Below are 16,317 nucleotides of genomic sequence, written 5' to 3'. Positions count from 1 at the left end.
CGGGCCGGGATGTGCTGGGGTGCGGGCGGACCCCGCACGGAGGGACGCGCCCGCGCGCCCGCGGGTTGACCGGGCGGGGCGCGCCGCTGCGCCGGCGGGCGGGGCCGGGGTCCGGGGCATCAGGCGCGCCTCCGGGCGGTCTGGCGGGAGATGGTGCGGGCGTCGAAGCCGGACAGGCCGCGCACGGCCACGTACGCCTTCTCGTGGGTCGGCAGCGAGACGCGTCCGCGCAGGACGGCCATGGGCTCGCGTTCGATGCGGTCGAGCAGGCGGCGGTAGATGCCGGCCATCGCGGCCACGCAGGCGCCGCTGCGCCGGTCGAGCATCGGCAGCAGCCGGTAGCCCTCGGTGAACAGGGCCCGCGCGCGCCGGACTTCGTGGTGGACCAGGCCGGGGAAGTCGGAGCCGGCGGGGAGCCGGCCGCTGCGGAAGCCCTCGGAGCAGCCGAACTTGGCGAGGTCCTCGGCGGGCAGGTAGGTGCGGCCGTTGCCGGCGTCCTCGCGGACGTCGCGGAGGATGTTGGTGAGCTGGAGGGCCAGGCCGAGGGTGTCGGCGTACTCGTCGGCGTGCTCGCCGGGGCCGACCGTGCCGAACACGCCGAGCGAGAGCCGGCCGATGGCCCCGGCGACGCAGCGGCAGTAGGCCTTGAGGTCGTCCCAGGTCTCGTACTCCTCGCCGCGGACGTCCATCAGGACCCCGTCGATGAGCTCGTCGAGGCCGCCGAGGGGGATGGGGAAGCGGCGGGCGGCGTGCGCGAGGGCCACGGCGACCGGGTCGGTGTCGTCCTCGTCGATCTCCTCGGCGCGGATCCGGCCGAGGAGCGCGCGGGTCTCCTCCAGGCGGGCCAGTTTGGCGCCGGGGGCGAGGGTGCCGTCGCCGATGTCGTCGACGCGCCGCGAGAAGGCGTACAGCGCGGACATCGCCTGCCGCTTGTCGGTGGGCAGCAGCCGGATGCCGTACGCGAAGTTGCGCGCCTGGGTTCCGGTCACGGCCTCGCAGTAGCTGTAGGCGGCGAGGACGGGGGCGGACGGAGCGGACGCGTGGTTGGGGCCCTCCACGTTCGGGCTCACCCCTTTCTCGGCGCTGTGCGCAGGACGGCGGCCACCTCGCGGAGGAGCAGGCCTCGGGTGGGCTTGGGCGGACCGGGCAGGACGTCGAAGCCGGCGGCCGAGATCGCCCGCAGGGCGGCTCGCCCCCCTCCCACGAAGCCCGCGAGCAACAGCCGTAGCCTGCCGTGGACGCTCCCCACGAGCGGGGTGCCTTCGTTCAGGAGCCCGTACGCGCGTTCTGTTTCGAAGGCGACCAGGGAGCGTACGGAGGCTCCGGCGGTGGGGGCCGCGAGGTCGGCCTCGGCGACGTGGAAGCGTGCCATGTCCTCAGCCGGGAGGTAGATCCGGTCGCGGCCGAGGTCCTCGGCGACGTCCTGGAGGTGTTCGGCGATCTGCAGGGCGGTGCAGATCGCGTCGGAGCGGCGGATCCGCTCCGGGGTGGCGGTCCCGGTGAGCTCCAGCACGAGGCGGCCGACGGTGTTGGCGGAGAGCTCGCAGTAGGCGAGGAGCTGTCCGTACGTCTCGTAGCGGGCGACCCGCTGGTCCTGGCGGTTGGCCTCGATGAGCCCGAGGAAGTGCTCGGGGCTGAGGCGGTGCTCGCGGGCGACGGGCTGGAGGGCGAGCAGCAGGGGGTGGCGCGGGGGGCCGTCGGTGCCGCCGAAGACGCGCAGCAGGTCGGCCTCGAAGGCGTCGAGCATCGCGAGGCGGTCGTCGGCGGCGTCCGGGTCGAGGCCGAGGAGGACGGCGTCGTGGCCGCCCGGGGCGAGGTCGCCGTCGCCGATGTCGTCGACGAGGCGGGCGTAGCCGTAGACCGCCATGAGGCCCTGGCGCCAGGCGCGGGGCAGGAAGGCGGGGGCGACGGGGAAGTTCTCCGAGGCGGCCTTGGCGAGGGTGGCGCCGGCGTGCGCGCCGGGGGCCGGGGCCGAGGGGGGACGGAGGCCGTGCCCGGGGGTCACCGCCCGCCGCCCGGGGCCGGGACGGCCGCTGTGCCTGGGGGCCGCAGAATTCCCGTAGCCATTGCCGTCACGTCTCCCGTTCTACACTGCCGACCCAAGTCATCCCATTTCGGACACGCCGCGGAGTTTACCGGGGAGTATCCCGGGCGAACCGGCTGCGGGGAATCGTCCCCTCTTGGCGCGATTGAGAACTGGTCCAGCTTACGCTGTACAACACCGCGGGGACCTATCGGGTGCCCATCACGCCCGGAATGTCGGCCGCATGGCGAGGCCCCCGCCGCGGGGAGCGGCAGGGGCCTGGCGCGGCGGCGCGGCCGGTCAGTGGCTGCTGGCCTTCTCGTACGCCGCGACGACCTCTTCGGTGGGGCCGTCCATCAGGAGCTCGCCCTTCTCCAGCCACAGCACCCGGTCGCAGGTGTCGCGGATGGAGTTGTTGTTGTGGCTCACCAGGAAGACCGTGCCGGCCTTCTTGCGCAGCTCGCGGATGCGCTCCTCGGAGCGGACCTGGAACTTGCGGTCGCCGGTGGCGAGCGCCTCGTCGATCATCAGGACGTCGTGGTCCTTGGCGGCGGCGATCGAGAACCGCAGGCGCGCCGCCATGCCGGAGGAGTAGGTGCGCATCGGCAGGGAGATGAAGTCGCCCTTCTCGTTGATCCCGGAGAAGTCGACGATGTCCTGGTAGCGCTCCCTGACCTGCTCGCGGCTCATGCCCATCGCGAGACCGCCGAGGACGACGTTGCGCTCGCCCGTGAGGTCGTTCATCAGGGCGGCGTTGACGCCGAGCAGCGAGGGCTGGCCGTCGGTGTAGACCTTGCCGGACTCGCAGGGCAGCAGGCCCGCGATGGCGCGCAGCAGGGTGGACTTGCCGGAGCCGTTGGAGCCGATGAGGCCGATGGCCTCGCCGCGGTACGCCGTGAAGGAGACGCCGCGCACGGCGTGGACCCGGCGGACGCCGGGGGCGTCGCGCTTGCCGCGGCGCATTATCTTGCTCAGCGCGGCGGTGGCGCTGCCCCTGCCGGAGCTGCCGGTGTTGACGCGGTAGACGATGTGCACGTCGTCGGCGATGACGGTGGGGACGTTGTCCCGGTTGTTCTCAGCCACGGCCGTAACGCTCCTCAGCCTTCCAGAAGTACACGAAACCGCCGAGGCCGATCACGACGGCCCAGCCGACGGCGAAGGCCCAGACGTGCGGCGGCAGGTTGTGCCGGCCGTAGTCGTCGATCAGCGCGTAGCGGATCAGGTCCATGTAGATGGCGGCGGGGTTCCACTGGAGCACGTCCGTGACCCACCCGGGCACGTGCCGGTCCTTGAGCGCACCGCTGATCGAGAACATGACGCCCGAGGCGTACATCCACGTACGGGTGAGGAACGGCATCAGCTGCGCGAGGTCGGGGGTCTTCGAACCCATCCGCCCGAAGATCAGCGCGAGGCCGGTGTTGAAGGCGAACTGCAGCGCCAGCGTCGGGATGACCAGCAGCCAGGACAGCCGCGGGTAGTTGCCGAACGCCACCGTGACGATCAGCACGACGATCATCGAGTAGAGCAGCTGCTGGAGCTGCTGCATCGAGAAGGAGATCGGCAGGGAGGCGCGCGGGAAGTGCAGGGCGCGGACCAGGCCGAGGTTGCCGGGGATGGCCCGGACGCCGGCCATCAGCGAACTCTGGGTGAAGGTGAAGACGAAGATGCCCGTCACCAGGAAGGGGATGTAGACGCCCTTCGGCATGCCCCGGCCCGCGTTCATGATCAGGCCGAAGATCAGGTAGTAGACGAGCGCGTTGAGCAGCGGGGTCGCCACCTGCCAGATCTGGCCGAGCTTCGCCTCGCTGTACTGGGCGACCAGCTTGGCCCGGGAGAACGCCATGATGAAGTGGCGCCGGTCCCAGAGCTGGCGCACGTAGGCGGCCAGGGTCGGCCGCGCGCCGCTGACGGACAGACCGTACTTCGCGGCGAGGTCCGCCGGGGTCAGCCCCGCGTCGTCGGACGGCGGCTTGCTCGTGGCGAGGGCGCCGTCGGGGGTTGTGTCACTCACAAGTTGAAACTTTCCGTCTTCCAGATGCGCAGGTGGGGCATCGGGCCTGGAGCGCCGGACCCGTGGTCGGGGCCCATGGTCCCAGACGCGAGCTTCTCAGATGACAGGCGGTCGGCCCAGTCGCGTCAGCCGCCAGACCGTACGCCACCGCATGGGGCGACGGGGACCGCAGGGGGTGGTCCAGCCCTCCTTGAACCCGCCGAACCAGGCCTTGAGCGCCGGCGCCGAGGGCCTGCGCACGAGCGTCAGCCCGAGCCAGACGCCCAGGTAGACCGGGACCAGCGGGGCGGGCAGGTTGCGGCGGGCGAGCCACACCCGGTTGCGGGCCACCATACGGTGGTAGACGGCGTGCCGCGAGGGCGCGGTGGTCGGGTGCAGCAGCACCATGTCCGCGCGGTAGTCGATCAGCCACCCGGCGTCGAGGGCCCGCCAGGCCAGGTCGGTCTCCTCGTGGGCGTAGAAGAACTCGGCCGGCAGGGTGCCCACCTGCTCGAAGACCTTCGTGCGGACGGCGTTGGCGCCGCCCAGGAACGTGGTCACGCGGGAGGAGCGCATCGGGTCGGAGGCGCGCAGCCGGGGGACGTGGCGGCGCTGGGTCGCACCGGTGTCCGGGTCGGCGATGCGGAAGCTGATGATGCCCAGCTCGGGGTCCTCGGCGAAGGCCTGCCGGCACAGCTCGGCGGTGTCGGTGCGCTCCAGGAGCCCGTCGTCGTCGAGGAAGAGCAGCACGTCCACGTCGCGGCCGGCGGGTCCGAAGGCCTCGATGCCGACGTTGCGGCCGCCGGGGATGCCCAGGTTCTCGGGGAGGTGCACCGTGCGCACCCCCTCGGGCAGGCCGGTGACCTCGACGCCCTGGCCGACGACGACCGTCTCGACGGGGCCGCCCTCCTGCCGGGCCACCGAGTCCAGGAGCGCCTTGAGCTCGTCGGGGCGGTTGCCCATGGTGATGATCACCGCGCCGACGCGCAGCGGGGCGCTCACCGCAGCCTGCTCGACACGAGGATGGACACCAGGTGCAGCACCGTCTGGAGCAGCGCGATGCCGGCGAGCACCGCCACGCCGAGGCGGGAGAAGAACAGGTCGCCGCGGACCTGGTCGAGGACCGCCAGCACCAGGATGAGCAGCGAGGCCTCGATCCCGAGGACCAGGCGGTGGAACTTCAGGGCGGCGGCGGCCCGGCGGGCCAGGGCCATGCCGGAGGAGCGCGGCTCGGCGGCGGACTCCTGGACCACGGGCTTGCCCGCCTGGTGGCGGGCGACGCCGACCAGGTCGGTCTCGGCCTTGATCAGGATCGCGCCGAGGGCCGCCAGGGTGCCCAGGAAGGCCCACAGCCAGTCGATCCGGCCGCCGCCCCACAGGTCGGCGGCGCGCAGCCCGAAGCCGACGAGGACCGCCGCGTCGCACAGGTAGGCGCCGACGCGGTCCAGGTAGACGCCGGACAGCGAGAACTGCTTCTTCCAGCGGGCCACCTCGCCGTCGACGCAGTCGAGCAGCAGGTAGCCCTGGACGGCGAGCACCCCGAGGACGGCGCCCCAGACGCCCGGCACCAGCAGGGCCGGCGCGGCCAGGACCCCGCTCAGGGTCATCACGTAGGTCAGCTGGTTGGGCGTGACCCTGGTGGTGACCAGCAGGCGGGTGATGCGCAGGGAGATCTCGCGCATGTAGAGGCGGCCGCCCCAGTGCTCGCCACTGCGCCGGTCCTTGACGCCCGCCGGGTGAACGACGGGGCGCAGTTCAGCTACGGATGGTCTGGGCATAGTCGGCGTAAGCGTCCCTGATCTCGGCTGCGGACAGGTTGAGGTGCTCCAGGATGGTGAACCGTCCCGGGCGGGTCTGGGGGGCGTACTCCACGGCCGCCACGAACTCGTCGGCGCTGAAGCCGATCTCCTGGGGCAGCACGGGCAGGCCGTGGCGGCGCAGCACCTCGACGAAGAGCCCGGACTGCTCGCGGGCGCCGCGCAGGTGCATGGCGAAGGCGGCGCCGATGCCGACCTGCTCGCCGTGGAGCGCGGAGCGCCCGGGGTGGAGCAGGTCGAAGGCGTGGCTGATCTCGTGGCAGGCGCCGGACGAGGGGCGGCTGTCACCGCTGATCGACATGGCGATGCCGGAGAGCACGAGGGCCTCGGAGAGCACGGTGAGGAACTCGTCGTCGCCGCAGCCGCCGGGGTGGCGCAGGACGGACTCCCCCGCGGTGCGGGCCATGGCCGCGGCCAGGCCGTCCACGGACTCGCCCGTGATCCGGTGCGAGAGCTCCCAGTCGGCGATGGCCGAGATGTTGGAGATCACGTCGCCGATGCCGGCGCGCACGAAGCGCGTGGGCGCCTCGCGGATCACGTCGAGGTCGATGACCATGGCGATCGGCGTGGGCACGCCGTAGGAGCCGCGGCCGTTGTCGTTGTCCAGGATGGACACCGGGGAGCAGATGCCGTCGTGGGAGAGGTTGGTGGCGATGGCCACCATGGGCAGCCCGACCCGCGCCGCGGCGTACTTCGCCACGTCGATGATCTTGCCGCCGCCCAGGCCCACGACGGCGTCGTAGCGGCGGCCCTTTATGTCGTCGGCGAGTTTGACCGCCGAGTCGATGGTGCCGTCGACGACCGGGTACCAGTCGGCGTGCGGCAGGGCCTGCTCCAGACGGGCGCGCAGCGCCTGCCCGGAGCCCCCGCTGATCGCGATCGCGAGCCGGCCGGAGGCGGAGATCCGCTGGTCGGCCAGGATGCCGTCCAGCTGGTCCATCGCCCCGCGGCTGATGTCGACGACGACCGGCGAGGGGATCAGCCGCGTCAGTACTGGCATGCGATCGTCCGGCCCTTGGCGAGGTCGTCGTGGTTGTCGATCTCGACCCACTTCACGTCGCCGATGGGGGCCACGTCGATGGTGAAACCGTCGTTGACGAGCTGCTGGTAGCCGTCCTCGTAGTAGAGGTCGGGGTCGCGCTCGAAGGTGGTCTTCAGCGCCTCGGCGAGGGCGTCGGCGGCCTCCGGCTCGATGAGGGTGACGCCGATGTACTCGCCGGTCGCGTCGGACGGCTCCATCAGCTTGGTGATCTTCCGCACGCCCGCGGCGCCGTCGACCACGACCTTCATCTCCTCGTCGGCCAGGTTCTTGACCGTGTCGAGGGCGAGGATGATCTTCCGGCCGTCGCCGCGGGCGGCGAGGAGGGTCTTCTCGACGGAGACCGGGTGGACGGTGTCGCCGTTGGCGAGGATCACACCCTGCTTGAGGACGTCACGGGCGCACCACAGGGAGTAGGCGTTGTTCCACTCCTCGGCCTTGTCGTTGTCGATCAGCGTGATCGTGACCCCGTACTTGGCCTCCAGGGCCTCGCGGCGCTCGTACACGGCCTCCTTGCGGTAGCCGACGACGATGGCGACCTCGGTGAGGCCGACCTCGGCGAAGTTGCCCAGGGTCAGGTCGAGGACGGTGAGGCTGTCCTCCTGCCCTTCGGGACCGACGGGCACGAGGGCCTTGGGCAGGGTGTCGGTGTAGGGACGCAGACGGCGTCCGGCACCGGCAGCGAGGACAAGGCCGATCATGCGGGTTCTCCTTCGTCGTGTACGGCGGGTGCTCCGGCGGAGACCCAGAAGCGGATGCTCTCCACGAGCACCACCAGAGCCACGAACACGGCCACGGCCGTGAGCGCGACGGGGAACGCGTCACGGGCGAGGACGGCGGCCAGGACCACGGTCAGCAGGACCCTGCCCTCGTGGCCGCCCGTCGTCCGCACCAGCCAGTGCGGCGGAGCGCCCGAGCCACCGCGGATGCGGTAGACCGTGTCGTAGTGATGGTAGGCGACCGCCGCGACCAGTCCGAATGCGGCCGGGAGGGCCCCGGGGACGTCCGCCTTGACGGCCAGGACGAGGACGGTGGAGTACTCGGCGGCCCGGAACAGCGGGGGCAGCAGCCAGTCCAGCGGCCCGCGCGGCGGCACGCCGACCGCGTCGCCGCTGATGAGGGCGTACACCAGGGCGGCGTAGATCACCGTCGTGCTGCCGAAGGGCTCGTACCAGGCGACGGCAACCACCAGCACCGCGCCGAGCACGGCGAAGGGCAGCCGCGGGAGGGGCGTGCGGCGGGAGGCCGCCTTGGCGACCAGCTCCGCGATCGGCCCCGAGTCCGTGAGGTCGGACAGCGCCCGCGCGGCCCGGTCCGTGCGCTTCGCCTTGCGGGTCACCGAGCGCAGGACGCGTCCGGCGGTGGTGTAGAGCGCGCCGAAGGCGCAGCCGACCAGCAGGGCGTAGAAGACGATCCGGGGGGTGGTGGCCGCGGTCAGGACCGCGATCATCGCCCAACGCTCGCCGATCGGCAGGATGATCATCCGCCGGACCCAGACGGTCCAGCCGACGCTGTCGAGCCGGGTGGAGAGGGCGGCCGTGGGGCTGCCGGTGACGGACTTGCCCGCGGCGGTGGCGTCGACGTTGGCCTCGTTGAAGGAGAAGTCGACCACGTGCCGGCAGGTCATCAGGATCATCGAGCCGAGCGCGAGCGCCCAGACGTCATCCCCGTTCCGGGCCGCTCCGAGCGCGAGACCGGCGTAGAAGGAGTACTCCTTCACCCGGTCGAAGGTGGCGTCCAGCCAGGCGCCCATCGTCGAGTACTGGAGCGAGTAGCGGGCGAGCTGCCCGTCGGTGCAGTCCAGGACGAAGGAGACGAGCAGCAGGACGCCGGCGACGACGTAGCCCCAGCGCTCGCCGGTGGCCGCGCAGCCCGCCGCGAGCAGCGCGGTGAGCAGGGACGCGGTGGTGACCTGGTTCGGGGTCAGTCCGCGGCGCGCGCACCAGCGGGCGATGTAGCGCGAGTACGGGCTGATGAAGAAGGTCGTGAAGAACCCGTCGCGGGCCTTGACGGCGCCGCGCAGCCGGACGGCCTCGTCGTCCACGGCCGCGACGGCGGCCAGGGCCTCGGCGCGCTCCGCCTCCCCGGCGGGGACGGCGGCGACCAGGCTGCCGAGCTCGGGCCGCTGGACGGGGGTGCCGGAGGCCTCGACGGAGGCGGCGAGCCGGTCCGCGTACGGCCCGTCGCCGTCCGGGGCCTGCCGCGCGGCCCGCTCCAGGGCCGCGCGGGCCCCGGCCTGGACGGCGAAGGCGCCGGTCACGGCGCAGGCGTCGAAGCGCGGGTCGGTCAGCGCGAGGCGCAGCGCGTGCGCGTGCCCGACGAAGGCGCTGTCGACGACGGCCACCCGCTGCCCGGCCGGCACGGCGGCCAGGGCCGCGGCGGTGTCTTCGGGAGCGGGGACCGGACGGACGTCGAACCCGAGCGAGCGGAGCTCGTCTTCAAGCGGTGATCCGGGGACCGGCAGGCCGGTGAGGATGACGGTCGACAGACGGACTCACTCCTTGCAACGAACGTTCCGGGCGGCGCCTGTGGGCTGCGGCGAAGAAAGCGCGGCGGCACGGCGGCTGCGGCTGTCGGCAGAGGCTATCGGATGAATGGAAGAGGCCATTCATCAGCCTTTCGGCCCCCATCCGTCCGGTTTGAGAGCGGATGTTAGGGTGGACGCCGACTCCGAACGTGGAAGAGGTGGATCGATGACCGTGGCAGCTGTCGCCGCCGTGCGCGGCGAACTCCGGTACGTCTCCCCGTCTTCCCGGGCGTCCGGCCGGGCCTGATCCCTCTCCTTACAGCGACAGGCCCCGTCGGCCGGAGCCCCCGTTCAAGGGTTCACGTTGACCGACACCACCAGCACCACCCACCACGACAGCTCCGCCGACGAGGTCTTCGCGGCGTTCATGGAGCTGCACCGCGGGCTGCCCCGGCAGTCCCCCGGTTCCGACACCACCACCCGGCACCTGCTGTCCCTGTGCGGACCGCTGCCCGAGCGGCCGCGCGTCCTCGACATCGGCTGCGGTCCGGGCCGCAGTGCCCTGCTGCTCGCCGCCGAGGCGGGCGGGGCGGGCCTCGCCGAGGTGACCGCCGTCGACCTCTACGAGCCCTTCCTGGAGGAGCTGCGCACCGCGGCCTCGGCCCGGGGCCTCGACGGGCGCGTCCGCGCGGTGCGCGCCGACATGGGCGCGCTCCCCTTCGAGGACGGCTCCTTCGACCTCGTGTGGGCGGAGGGCTCCGCCTTTGTCCTCGGCTTCGACCGGGCGCTGGCCGCGTGGAAGCGGCTCCTCGCCCCCGGAGGCCGGCTCGTGCTCAGCGAGTGCGAGTGGACCGCCGAGGAGCCCTCGGCCGGGGCCCGGGCCTTCTGGGACCCGCAGTACCCGCTGCGTTCCACCGCCCGCAACACCGCGGCCGTGCAGGCGGCCGGCTACCGGCTGCTGGGCGGCGTCCTCCAGCCGGACTCCGACTGGGACGAGTACTACGGGCCGCTCGGCGAGCGGGCCGCGGCGGCCGTCGCCGCCACCCCCGCCGAGGCGGCCGCGCTGGCCGGCGTCCGCGAGGAGCTCGCCGTACGGGAGCGGCACGGGCACGAGTACGGCTACCGGGGCTGGGTCCTGGCCCCGGTGACCGCCGGGGACGGGGCCCCGGACGGGGGCCGCTGGCGGACCCGGCCCGAGACCCCGGCCGACGCGGCGGCCGTGCGGGGCGTCAACCTGGCGGCCTTCGAGACCCCGCTGGAGGCTGATCTCGTGGACGCGCTGCGCGCCGACGGGGCCTGGCTGCCGAGGCTCTCGTACGTGGCCGAGGGCCCCGACGGGACGGTGGCGGCCCACGCGCTGCTGACCCGGTGCGAGGTCGGCGGCGTACCGGCGCTCGCGCTCGCGCCGGTGGCCGCCGATCCCGCGCTCCAGCGCACGGGCGCCGGCAGTGCGGTCGTACGGGCGCTGCTCGCGGCCGCCGCGGCGCGCGGGGAGGCGTTGGTGCTGGTCCTGGGGCATCCGTCGTACTACCCGCGCTTCGGGTTCGTGCCGGCGTCGCGCTACGGGATCCGGGCGCCCTTCCCGGTGCCGGACGAGGCGATGATGGCCCTGGTACTGGACGATTCCGTTCCGGTGCCGGTGGGCACGATCACGTATCCGTCCCCGTTCGGGATCTGAGGTCCTGACGGACCCTCCGCCCCCCGCCGTGTATCACGCGGCGGGGGGCGGACATGCGCAGACGGCCGAAGTGGGGACAAGCCTCTTTTGTACGGCAGACTGAAGACCGAAGTCCGAAGCGAAGGATGGGTATGCCGACCACATCAGCCACTGACGCCACCAACAGCGCGTCCGCCGGCACCGGCGCTCAAGAATCGATCATGCTCGAACTGGTCGACGAGTCCGGCAACACCATCGGCACGGCGGAGAAGCTCTCCGCCCATCAGCCCCCCGGTCTGCTGCACCGGGCGTTCTCCGTGTTCCTCTTCGACGAGCAGGGCCGGCTGCTGCTCCAGCAGCGCGCCCTCGGGAAGTACCACTCCCCTGGCGTCTGGTCGAACACCTGCTGCGGCCACCCCTACCCCGGCGAGTCCCCGTTCGCGGCGGCGGCCCGGCGCACCCACGAGGAGCTCGGCCTGTCGCCCTCCCTGCTCGCCGAGGCGGGGACGGTGCGCTACAACCACCCGGACCCGGCGTCGGGGCTGGTGGAGCAGGAGTACAACCACCTGTTCGTGGGACTGGCCCAGGCGTCGCTGGACCCGGATCCGGAGGAGGTCGGGGACACCGCGTTCGTGACCGCCGAGGAGCTGGCGAAGCGGCACGCGGAGGTGCCGTTCTCGGCCTGGTTCATGACGGTGCTCGACGCGGCCCGTCCCGCGATCCGCGAGCTGACCGGCGACGCGGCCGGCTGGTAGCCGCTGCGCCGTTCGGGGTGCGGAGTGCGGGACGGGGGTCAGAGGGGGCGGGCCGGGGGCTGCAGCGGCAGGGCGGCCCAGATCACCTTGCCGCCGGTCGAGGTGTGCTCGACGTCGCACACCCCGCCGGCCTCCAGGGTGATCTCGCGGACCAGCAGCAGGCCCCGGCCGCCGGTCTGGCCGAAGTCCGCCTCCAGCGCCTTGGGCCGGTAGGGGTGGTCGTCCTCGACGGCCACCCGGACCCACTCCCGGCCCACCGCCACCTCGACGGCCACCTCCGGGGAGAGCAGGGCGGCGTGCCGGACCGAGTTCGTCACCAGCTCGGAGACGATCAGCAGCAGGGAGTACACGAGGTCCTGCGTGGCCGGCACCCCCTGGCGGCCGAGCAGGTCGCGGACCGCGCGGCGGGCCTGCGGAACGGATTCTTCTACCGCCGGCGCGGTGAAGCGCCACACCCCCTCGTACGTGAGGGGGTCGGCCGGAGCCGCCGTCTCACCTCCCCGGGCCTGCGGGATGCTCCCGCCGTCGTCCATCTTCCGGCCCCCGTCTTCACGCTCGATCGTCTCCACGCGTCAAGAGTGGCGAGCAGCCTGGTCCGGACCGCGCCACTGACCAGAAGTCAGCGGCAATCGGACGCTTTCTGACCACTGGCGTATGACGGAGTCAGTTGTTGGACTGTTCCTGATCCGCCGCGCTCCGCTTGGCAGTGGCTGCCGCGTCCGACGCCTGCACGCCGGCGCCCTCGTCCTCCCTGACCAGCCCCAGGATCCGCCGGGCACCGAGCCCCGCGGCCACCAGGCTCAGCCCGTCGAACAGCAGGGCGAGGGAGAAGAAGGTCCCGATCACGTACAGGCTGCTGCCGGGCCACCGCGCGAGGATCAGGAGGCCGAGCAGGATGCCGAAGGCGCCCTGGACCAGGGACATCCCGAAGTTGCTCCCGCGCACCACCAGGGAGCCCACGAGGCGGAACACCCCGCCGGTGAGGAAGAGGAGCGCGGCGAACATGGTCAGCGCCTCGGCGCTCGCCTCGGGGCGGCGCAGGATCACGAAGCCGGCGGCGAGGTTGACCGCGGCGACGACCACGGCGAGCCAGAAGTAGCTGCTCCCGCGCGACTGGACGGCCTGGGCGAGGCCGACCACGCCGCCGATGAGCAGCAGCCAGCCGAAGAGGAACATCGAGGTCAAGGTGGCCACACCGGCGTAGACCAGGCCCACCAGCCCGGCCAGCACCAGGACCACCCCGAGCAGCGCCAGCAGCCCGAAGCTCCGGTTCAGCTTCTTCTTCTCCTGCTGCGGCTGCTTCCGCGGGACCTTGCGGTCGGCGCCCATGGGCCTGCCACCTCCTCGCACCCCCCGGGGACGGAGTCCCCTTGATCATAGGATCGTCGCCCCGGGATAGCATCCCGCGCATGGACCACGCCGAGGAAGCAGCCCTCCACCACACGGTGGCCGACGGGGTGGCCACGGTCACCATCTCCCACCCCGCGAAGCGCAACGCCATGACGGCCGCGATGTGGCGGGCCCTGCCGGAGCTGCTCCCGGGGCTGGCCGCCGACCCGGCCGTACGGGTGCTGGTCCTGACCGGGGCCGGTGCCACCTTCTGCGCGGGCGCCGACATCTCCTCCCTCACCGGGGGCGAGGATCCGCAGGCCCTGGCGGTGGCAGCGGAGGAGGCCCTGGCCGCGTTCCCGAAGCCGACGGTGGCCGCGGTGCGGGGCTTCTGCGTGGGCGGCGGCAGCCAGCTGGCGGCGGCGTGCGACCTGCGGTTCGCGGAGGAGGGGGCCCGGTTCGGGGTGACCCCGGCGAAGCTGGGCATCGTCTACCCGGCGTCCTCCACCCGGAGGCTGGCCTCGGTGGTCGGGCCCGCCTGGGCCAAGTACCTCCTCTACTCGGCGGAGCTGATCGAGGCGGAGACCGCGCTGCGGGCCGGGTTCCTGCACGAGCTGCTGCCGGCCGGAGAGCTGGACAAGCGGGTGGCCGGGTTCACCCGGATCCTGACGACGCGGTCACGGCTGACGCAGGCCGCGGCGAAGGAGTTCGCGGACGGGCGCACGGACCGGGACGCCTACTGGAGCGGCCAGGCCGCCGCGAGCGGCGACACCGCGGAGGGGGTCGCCGCCTTCCTCGAACGCCGCGCCCCGGTCTTCGGCTGGCACCCGGCCCCGGCGGGGGACGGTCTGTCGTCAAACTGATCTTGGATTGTGGATCATGGTGTGGTGATACGTCGCCATGAACGGTCCGATGCCGAGTGGGAACGCGTGGAGCCGCTGCTGCCCGGCCTGTTTTCGGGCGGCCGCGGCTGGATGACCGGACGGTCCTGAACGGGATCGTGGTGGAAGTTCCGGACCGGGGTGGCATGGCGGGACGTGCCTGAGCGGGACGGGTCGTGGGCCGGCCTCCACACCCGTTTCCGCCGGTGGGCGGCGGACGGGACCTCAACGACTGCACTCAGTTCACCGCCGTGATGGACGCGATACGGGTGCCTCGAACGGGCCCGGCGTGGCAGCCGAGGCGGCCGCCCGCCCGTCTTCGACAAACAGGTCTACGCACGCCGCAACGTGGTGGAACGGCGCTTCAACCGTCTCAAGCACTGGCGCGGCCTCCTGCACCTGGCCGACGTGGAACCCGGTCGCGGTTCGCACGCCGCCGTCGCCCGGCGGCTGGCTTCAGTGCATGAAACCGCGGGTGGAACGGGGCTGTTACCTTCGGCCGCATGAAAGCGCTGGTCTACGACAACGCATTCCGTGAGCGCGCCCGGCGCAAACAGGCCTGGGGTTTTGGACTGCTGGCCGCCTCCGCCGGCATCTGGCTCTGGATCGCCTCCCAGTTGCTGCTCCCCTACCCCGTGACGGGACGCGACGGCGAGTGCCAGTCCCGGGTGTTCTACACGAAGCAGAACGAACGGGGCCGCCCCTACGAGGGCTACGCCGCCGCCGAGGGCACCCGTTGCGCCGCCGAACGCGACTGGGCAGGCCTCCTTGCCCTGCTGCTGCTCTCGCTCCCGACCGCCGTGGTGGGCACGGTCCTCTACACCTCGGGCAGCACCGGGCACCGGCTCAGCGAACACGCCGCAGAGGTCAACCGGCTGAAGGAGTCCTCGACTTAGAAGCCTCTTCGGGGAGGGACTGTCCCGGCTGAGGGTCCGATCGACCGTGTCCCTCGCTGCCCGTCAGGACGCCGCTTCCGGCGTGTGCGCCGTAAAGGTGTCAGCGATGCGACTCCACAGCGGTCGCGCGTCTGAGGGAACCGTCGGCAGCGCGTTCCACCTGTACTGGCTTCCGCCCCACCAGCCCAAGCACGGCAGCATGGAGGCTCATCCAGGCGGGGGTCGGTGAACGTCCTGGTCCAGCCATCTACATCGACGTGAACCTTTGACCGCCGGGGCGGGGCGGAGGCGCTGCGACTGAGCGCCGCAGTTGCCACGAGGCGTTTCAGTTGGTCCGGTGTGTGCTGAGGTGCCCAGTGTGCTGGCGGAACGTGGTTCAGGGGTGTCCACGTGCGGTTGCAATCGTTGATCAAGGTATGACGAACATGCGCACCCTGCTCACTTCTTCTGCACTTTCGGCACTCGTCCTCGGAGCCATGGCCTTGGCTGCGGTCCCGGCCAACGCGGACGGCATCACAGGCGGCGCCTTCAGCCCCATCCCGAGCGGCGCCCACAAGGCCAGCGAGCTGCGTCCGAAGGGCACCATTTTCCCCCTTCCGGCGAACAAGATTGTTGAGATCTCCATGCCGGCATTCCGGTAGCCGCGGGATTCCTGTCATCCCGGTACCTGTGAGCCTCACAGCCTGCTTCCCCAGGTCAGAGCGCTAGGCCGACGGGCCGGCCGTCAGGGGGTTGGCGGAACGCAGCCGGGCGACGATCTCGGCCGGGGCCTTGGCCGGGGAGCCGGCGTCGTAGGGCGGCTGGGGGTCGTACTCGCACATCAGCTGCACCGTCTGGGCGTACGTGTCCCCGGCGATCCGGCCCAGCAGGCCGAGCCCCATGTCCAGGCCGGAGGAGACCCCGGCGGCGGTGACGTACTTCCCGTCGAAGACCACCCGCTCGCCGGTGGGCTCGGCGCCGAAGGGGGCGAGGCGGTCGAGGTACAGCCAGTGGCTGGTCGCCCGGCGCCCGTCGAGCAGCCCGGCGGCGGCCAGGAGCAGCGAGCCGGTACAGACGGAGGTGGTCCAGGTGGTGGTGGCGTCGACGGAGCGGAGCCAGTCCAGGACGGCGGGGTTCTTCATCTCGACCTCGGGGTGGGGGCCGCCGGGGACGATGACGACGTCGGGGCGGGTCACCTCGTCGAGCGACTTCTCGGCGACCAGGACGGCCGCGCCGTTGTCCGTGCGCACCGGGCCCCTGCGCTCCGCGACGAAGACGGTCTCGGCGCCTTCCAGGCGGCTGAGGGTCTCGTAGGGGCCGATGGCGTCGAGGGCGGTGAAGCGGTCGTAGAGCAGGACGGCGATCTGCATGTCTCCTCCGGAGGGTGTGCTGTGACGTGACGGCCGCCCCGGCGGGACGGCCCGTGCCGCGCCGGGACCCAAAGCCCAACCCAACTCCCCAAGGTGGGGGGCTGGGCAAGCCCC

At 72.3% G+C, this 16,317-nt stretch carries 17 protein-coding genes and 2 pseudogenes; 7 read left to right on the top strand and 12 right to left on the bottom strand.

Features of this window, described 5'->3' with window-relative positions:
* Positions 1-119 precede the first annotated feature (119 nt).
* From hpnD to ACZ5NJ_RS12080, 9 genes are all read right to left on the bottom strand, one after another.
* Entirely contained in the window at positions 120-1,070 is a 951-nt protein-coding gene (hpnD, locus tag ACZ5NJ_RS12120) for a presqualene diphosphate synthase HpnD (RefSeq protein ID WP_468764648.1), read from the bottom strand.
* A complete protein-coding gene (gene hpnC / locus ACZ5NJ_RS12115; RefSeq protein ID WP_468764645.1) occupies positions 1,067-2,005 on the bottom strand; it encodes a squalene synthase HpnC in 939 nt (312 codons plus the stop codon). Before hpnC ends, hpnD begins: the two co-directional genes overlap by 4 nt.
* Before the next feature lie 318 nt (positions 2,006-2,323).
* On the bottom strand, positions 2,324-3,106 hold the full coding sequence (locus tag ACZ5NJ_RS12110; protein WP_468764643.1) for an ABC transporter ATP-binding protein: 783 nt from the start codon (positions 3,104-3,106) through the stop codon (positions 2,324-2,326).
* Positions 3,099-4,034, bottom strand: coding sequence for an ABC transporter permease (locus tag ACZ5NJ_RS12105; RefSeq protein ID WP_468764641.1), 936 nt, complete (start codon positions 4,032-4,034; stop codon positions 3,099-3,101). Before ACZ5NJ_RS12105 ends, ACZ5NJ_RS12110 begins: the two co-directional genes overlap by 8 nt.
* 96 nt (positions 4,035-4,130) lie before the next feature.
* Positions 4,131-4,976, bottom strand: a complete 846-nt coding sequence (locus ACZ5NJ_RS12100) for a glycosyltransferase family 2 protein (RefSeq protein WP_468764963.1) — start codon at positions 4,974-4,976, stop codon at positions 4,131-4,133.
* A gap of 35 nt (positions 4,977-5,011) precedes the next feature.
* Positions 5,012-5,791: a CDP-alcohol phosphatidyltransferase family protein gene (locus tag ACZ5NJ_RS12095; protein WP_468764640.1), complete on the bottom strand. Its 780-nt coding sequence runs from the start codon at positions 5,789-5,791 to the stop codon at positions 5,012-5,014.
* Positions 5,769-6,830, bottom strand: coding sequence for an iron-containing alcohol dehydrogenase family protein (locus tag ACZ5NJ_RS12090; RefSeq protein ID WP_468764639.1), 1,062 nt, complete (start codon positions 6,828-6,830; stop codon positions 5,769-5,771). The genes ACZ5NJ_RS12095 and ACZ5NJ_RS12090 overlap by 23 nt, the downstream gene beginning before the upstream one ends.
* On the bottom strand, positions 6,818-7,570 hold the full coding sequence (locus ACZ5NJ_RS12085; protein ID WP_468764638.1) for a phosphocholine cytidylyltransferase family protein: 753 nt from the start codon (positions 7,568-7,570) through the stop codon (positions 6,818-6,820). Before ACZ5NJ_RS12085 ends, ACZ5NJ_RS12090 begins: the two co-directional genes overlap by 13 nt.
* Positions 7,567-9,357, bottom strand: a complete 1,791-nt coding sequence (locus tag ACZ5NJ_RS12080) for a DUF5941 domain-containing protein (RefSeq protein ID WP_468764961.1) — start codon at positions 9,355-9,357, stop codon at positions 7,567-7,569. Before ACZ5NJ_RS12080 ends, ACZ5NJ_RS12085 begins: the two co-directional genes overlap by 4 nt.
* Before the next feature lie 406 nt (positions 9,358-9,763).
* On the opposite strand from ACZ5NJ_RS12080, the gene ACZ5NJ_RS12075 reads away from it, so the two are divergent.
* On the top strand, positions 9,764-11,014 hold the full coding sequence (locus tag ACZ5NJ_RS12075) for a GNAT family N-acetyltransferase (protein ID WP_468764960.1): 1,251 nt from the start codon (positions 9,764-9,766) through the stop codon (positions 11,012-11,014).
* 131 nt (positions 11,015-11,145) lie between these two features.
* Positions 11,146-11,748: an isopentenyl-diphosphate Delta-isomerase gene (gene idi / locus ACZ5NJ_RS12070; RefSeq protein WP_468764637.1), complete on the top strand. Its 603-nt coding sequence runs from the start codon at positions 11,146-11,148 to the stop codon at positions 11,746-11,748.
* 38 nt (positions 11,749-11,786) lie between these two features.
* Here the strand turns inward: idi and ACZ5NJ_RS12065 are convergent, their stop codons facing one another.
* Positions 11,787-12,317 (bottom strand): ATP-binding protein, encoded by a 531-nt coding sequence (locus tag ACZ5NJ_RS12065; RefSeq protein ID WP_468764635.1) that lies wholly within the window; start codon positions 12,315-12,317, stop codon positions 11,787-11,789.
* Between the two features lie 94 nt (positions 12,318-12,411).
* On the bottom strand, positions 12,412-13,077 hold the full coding sequence (locus ACZ5NJ_RS12060; protein WP_468764634.1) for an HdeD family acid-resistance protein: 666 nt from the start codon (positions 13,075-13,077) through the stop codon (positions 12,412-12,414).
* Between the two features lie 80 nt (positions 13,078-13,157).
* Between ACZ5NJ_RS12060 and ACZ5NJ_RS12055 the strand changes: the two genes are divergently transcribed.
* The 5 genes and pseudogenes from ACZ5NJ_RS12055 (at position 13,158) to ACZ5NJ_RS12035 (ending at position 15,495) form a co-directional block, all read left to right on the top strand.
* Positions 13,158-13,940 carry an enoyl-CoA hydratase/isomerase family protein gene (locus tag ACZ5NJ_RS12055; protein ID WP_468764632.1) on the top strand — a complete coding sequence of 261 codons (783 nt, stop codon included), beginning with the start codon at positions 13,158-13,160 and terminating at the stop codon, positions 13,938-13,940.
* Positions 13,941-14,090: 150 nt separating this feature from the next.
* Positions 14,091-14,213: pseudogene (locus ACZ5NJ_RS12050) on the top strand (transposase); the annotation flags it as partial.
* Between the two features lie 24 nt (positions 14,214-14,237).
* Positions 14,238-14,351: pseudogene (locus ACZ5NJ_RS12045) on the top strand (IS5/IS1182 family transposase); the annotation flags it as partial.
* Positions 14,352-14,461: 110 nt separating this feature from the next.
* Positions 14,462-14,854 (top strand): hypothetical protein, encoded by a 393-nt coding sequence (locus ACZ5NJ_RS12040; RefSeq protein WP_468764631.1) that lies wholly within the window; start codon positions 14,462-14,464, stop codon positions 14,852-14,854.
* Positions 14,855-15,279: 425 nt separating this feature from the next.
* Positions 15,280-15,495 carry a hypothetical protein gene (locus tag ACZ5NJ_RS12035; RefSeq protein WP_468764630.1) on the top strand — a complete coding sequence of 72 codons (216 nt, stop codon included), beginning with the start codon at positions 15,280-15,282 and terminating at the stop codon, positions 15,493-15,495.
* A gap of 63 nt (positions 15,496-15,558) precedes the next feature.
* On the opposite strand, the gene ACZ5NJ_RS12030 is transcribed toward ACZ5NJ_RS12035, so the two are convergent.
* Positions 15,559-16,203, bottom strand: a complete 645-nt coding sequence (locus ACZ5NJ_RS12030) for a DJ-1/PfpI family protein (protein WP_468764629.1) — start codon at positions 16,201-16,203, stop codon at positions 15,559-15,561.
* Positions 16,204-16,317 lie beyond the last annotated feature (114 nt).

The sequence above is a fragment of the Streptomyces sp. NPDC032091 genome (assembly GCF_055580265.1).
The sequence above is the reverse complement of the archived record's forward strand: the minus strand, read 5'-3'. Positions and strand labels throughout refer to the sequence as shown.

What these genes read in the sequence shown, in the direction of transcription:
- ACZ5NJ_RS12090 (WP_468764639.1), bottom strand. Translation starts at nt 6,830, where the DNA reads ATGCCAGTACTGACGCGGCTGATCCCCTCGCCGGTCGTCGTCGACATC.
- ACZ5NJ_RS12095 (WP_468764640.1), bottom strand. Translation starts at nt 5,791, where the DNA reads ATGCCCAGACCATCCGTAGCTGAACTGCGCCCCGTCGTTCACCCGGCG.
- ACZ5NJ_RS12030 (WP_468764629.1), bottom strand. Translation starts at nt 16,203, where the DNA reads ATGCAGATCGCCGTCCTGCTCTACGACCGCTTCACCGCCCTCGACGCC.
- ACZ5NJ_RS12085 (WP_468764638.1), bottom strand. Translation starts at nt 7,570, where the DNA reads ATGATCGGCCTTGTCCTCGCTGCCGGTGCCGGACGCCGTCTGCGTCCC.
- ACZ5NJ_RS12075 (WP_468764960.1), top strand. Translation starts at nt 9,764, where the DNA reads ATGGAGCTGCACCGCGGGCTGCCCCGGCAGTCCCCCGGTTCCGACACC.
- ACZ5NJ_RS12040 (WP_468764631.1), top strand. Translation starts at nt 14,462, where the DNA reads ATGAAAGCGCTGGTCTACGACAACGCATTCCGTGAGCGCGCCCGGCGC.
- ACZ5NJ_RS12035 (WP_468764630.1), top strand. Translation starts at nt 15,280, where the DNA reads ATGCGCACCCTGCTCACTTCTTCTGCACTTTCGGCACTCGTCCTCGGA.
- ACZ5NJ_RS12055 (WP_468764632.1), top strand. Translation starts at nt 13,158, where the DNA reads ATGGACCACGCCGAGGAAGCAGCCCTCCACCACACGGTGGCCGACGGG.
- idi (WP_468764637.1), top strand. Translation starts at nt 11,146, where the DNA reads ATGCCGACCACATCAGCCACTGACGCCACCAACAGCGCGTCCGCCGGC.
- ACZ5NJ_RS12100 (WP_468764963.1), bottom strand. Translation starts at nt 4,976, where the DNA reads ATGGGCAACCGCCCCGACGAGCTCAAGGCGCTCCTGGACTCGGTGGCC.
- ACZ5NJ_RS12060 (WP_468764634.1), bottom strand. Translation starts at nt 13,077, where the DNA reads ATGGGCGCCGACCGCAAGGTCCCGCGGAAGCAGCCGCAGCAGGAGAAG.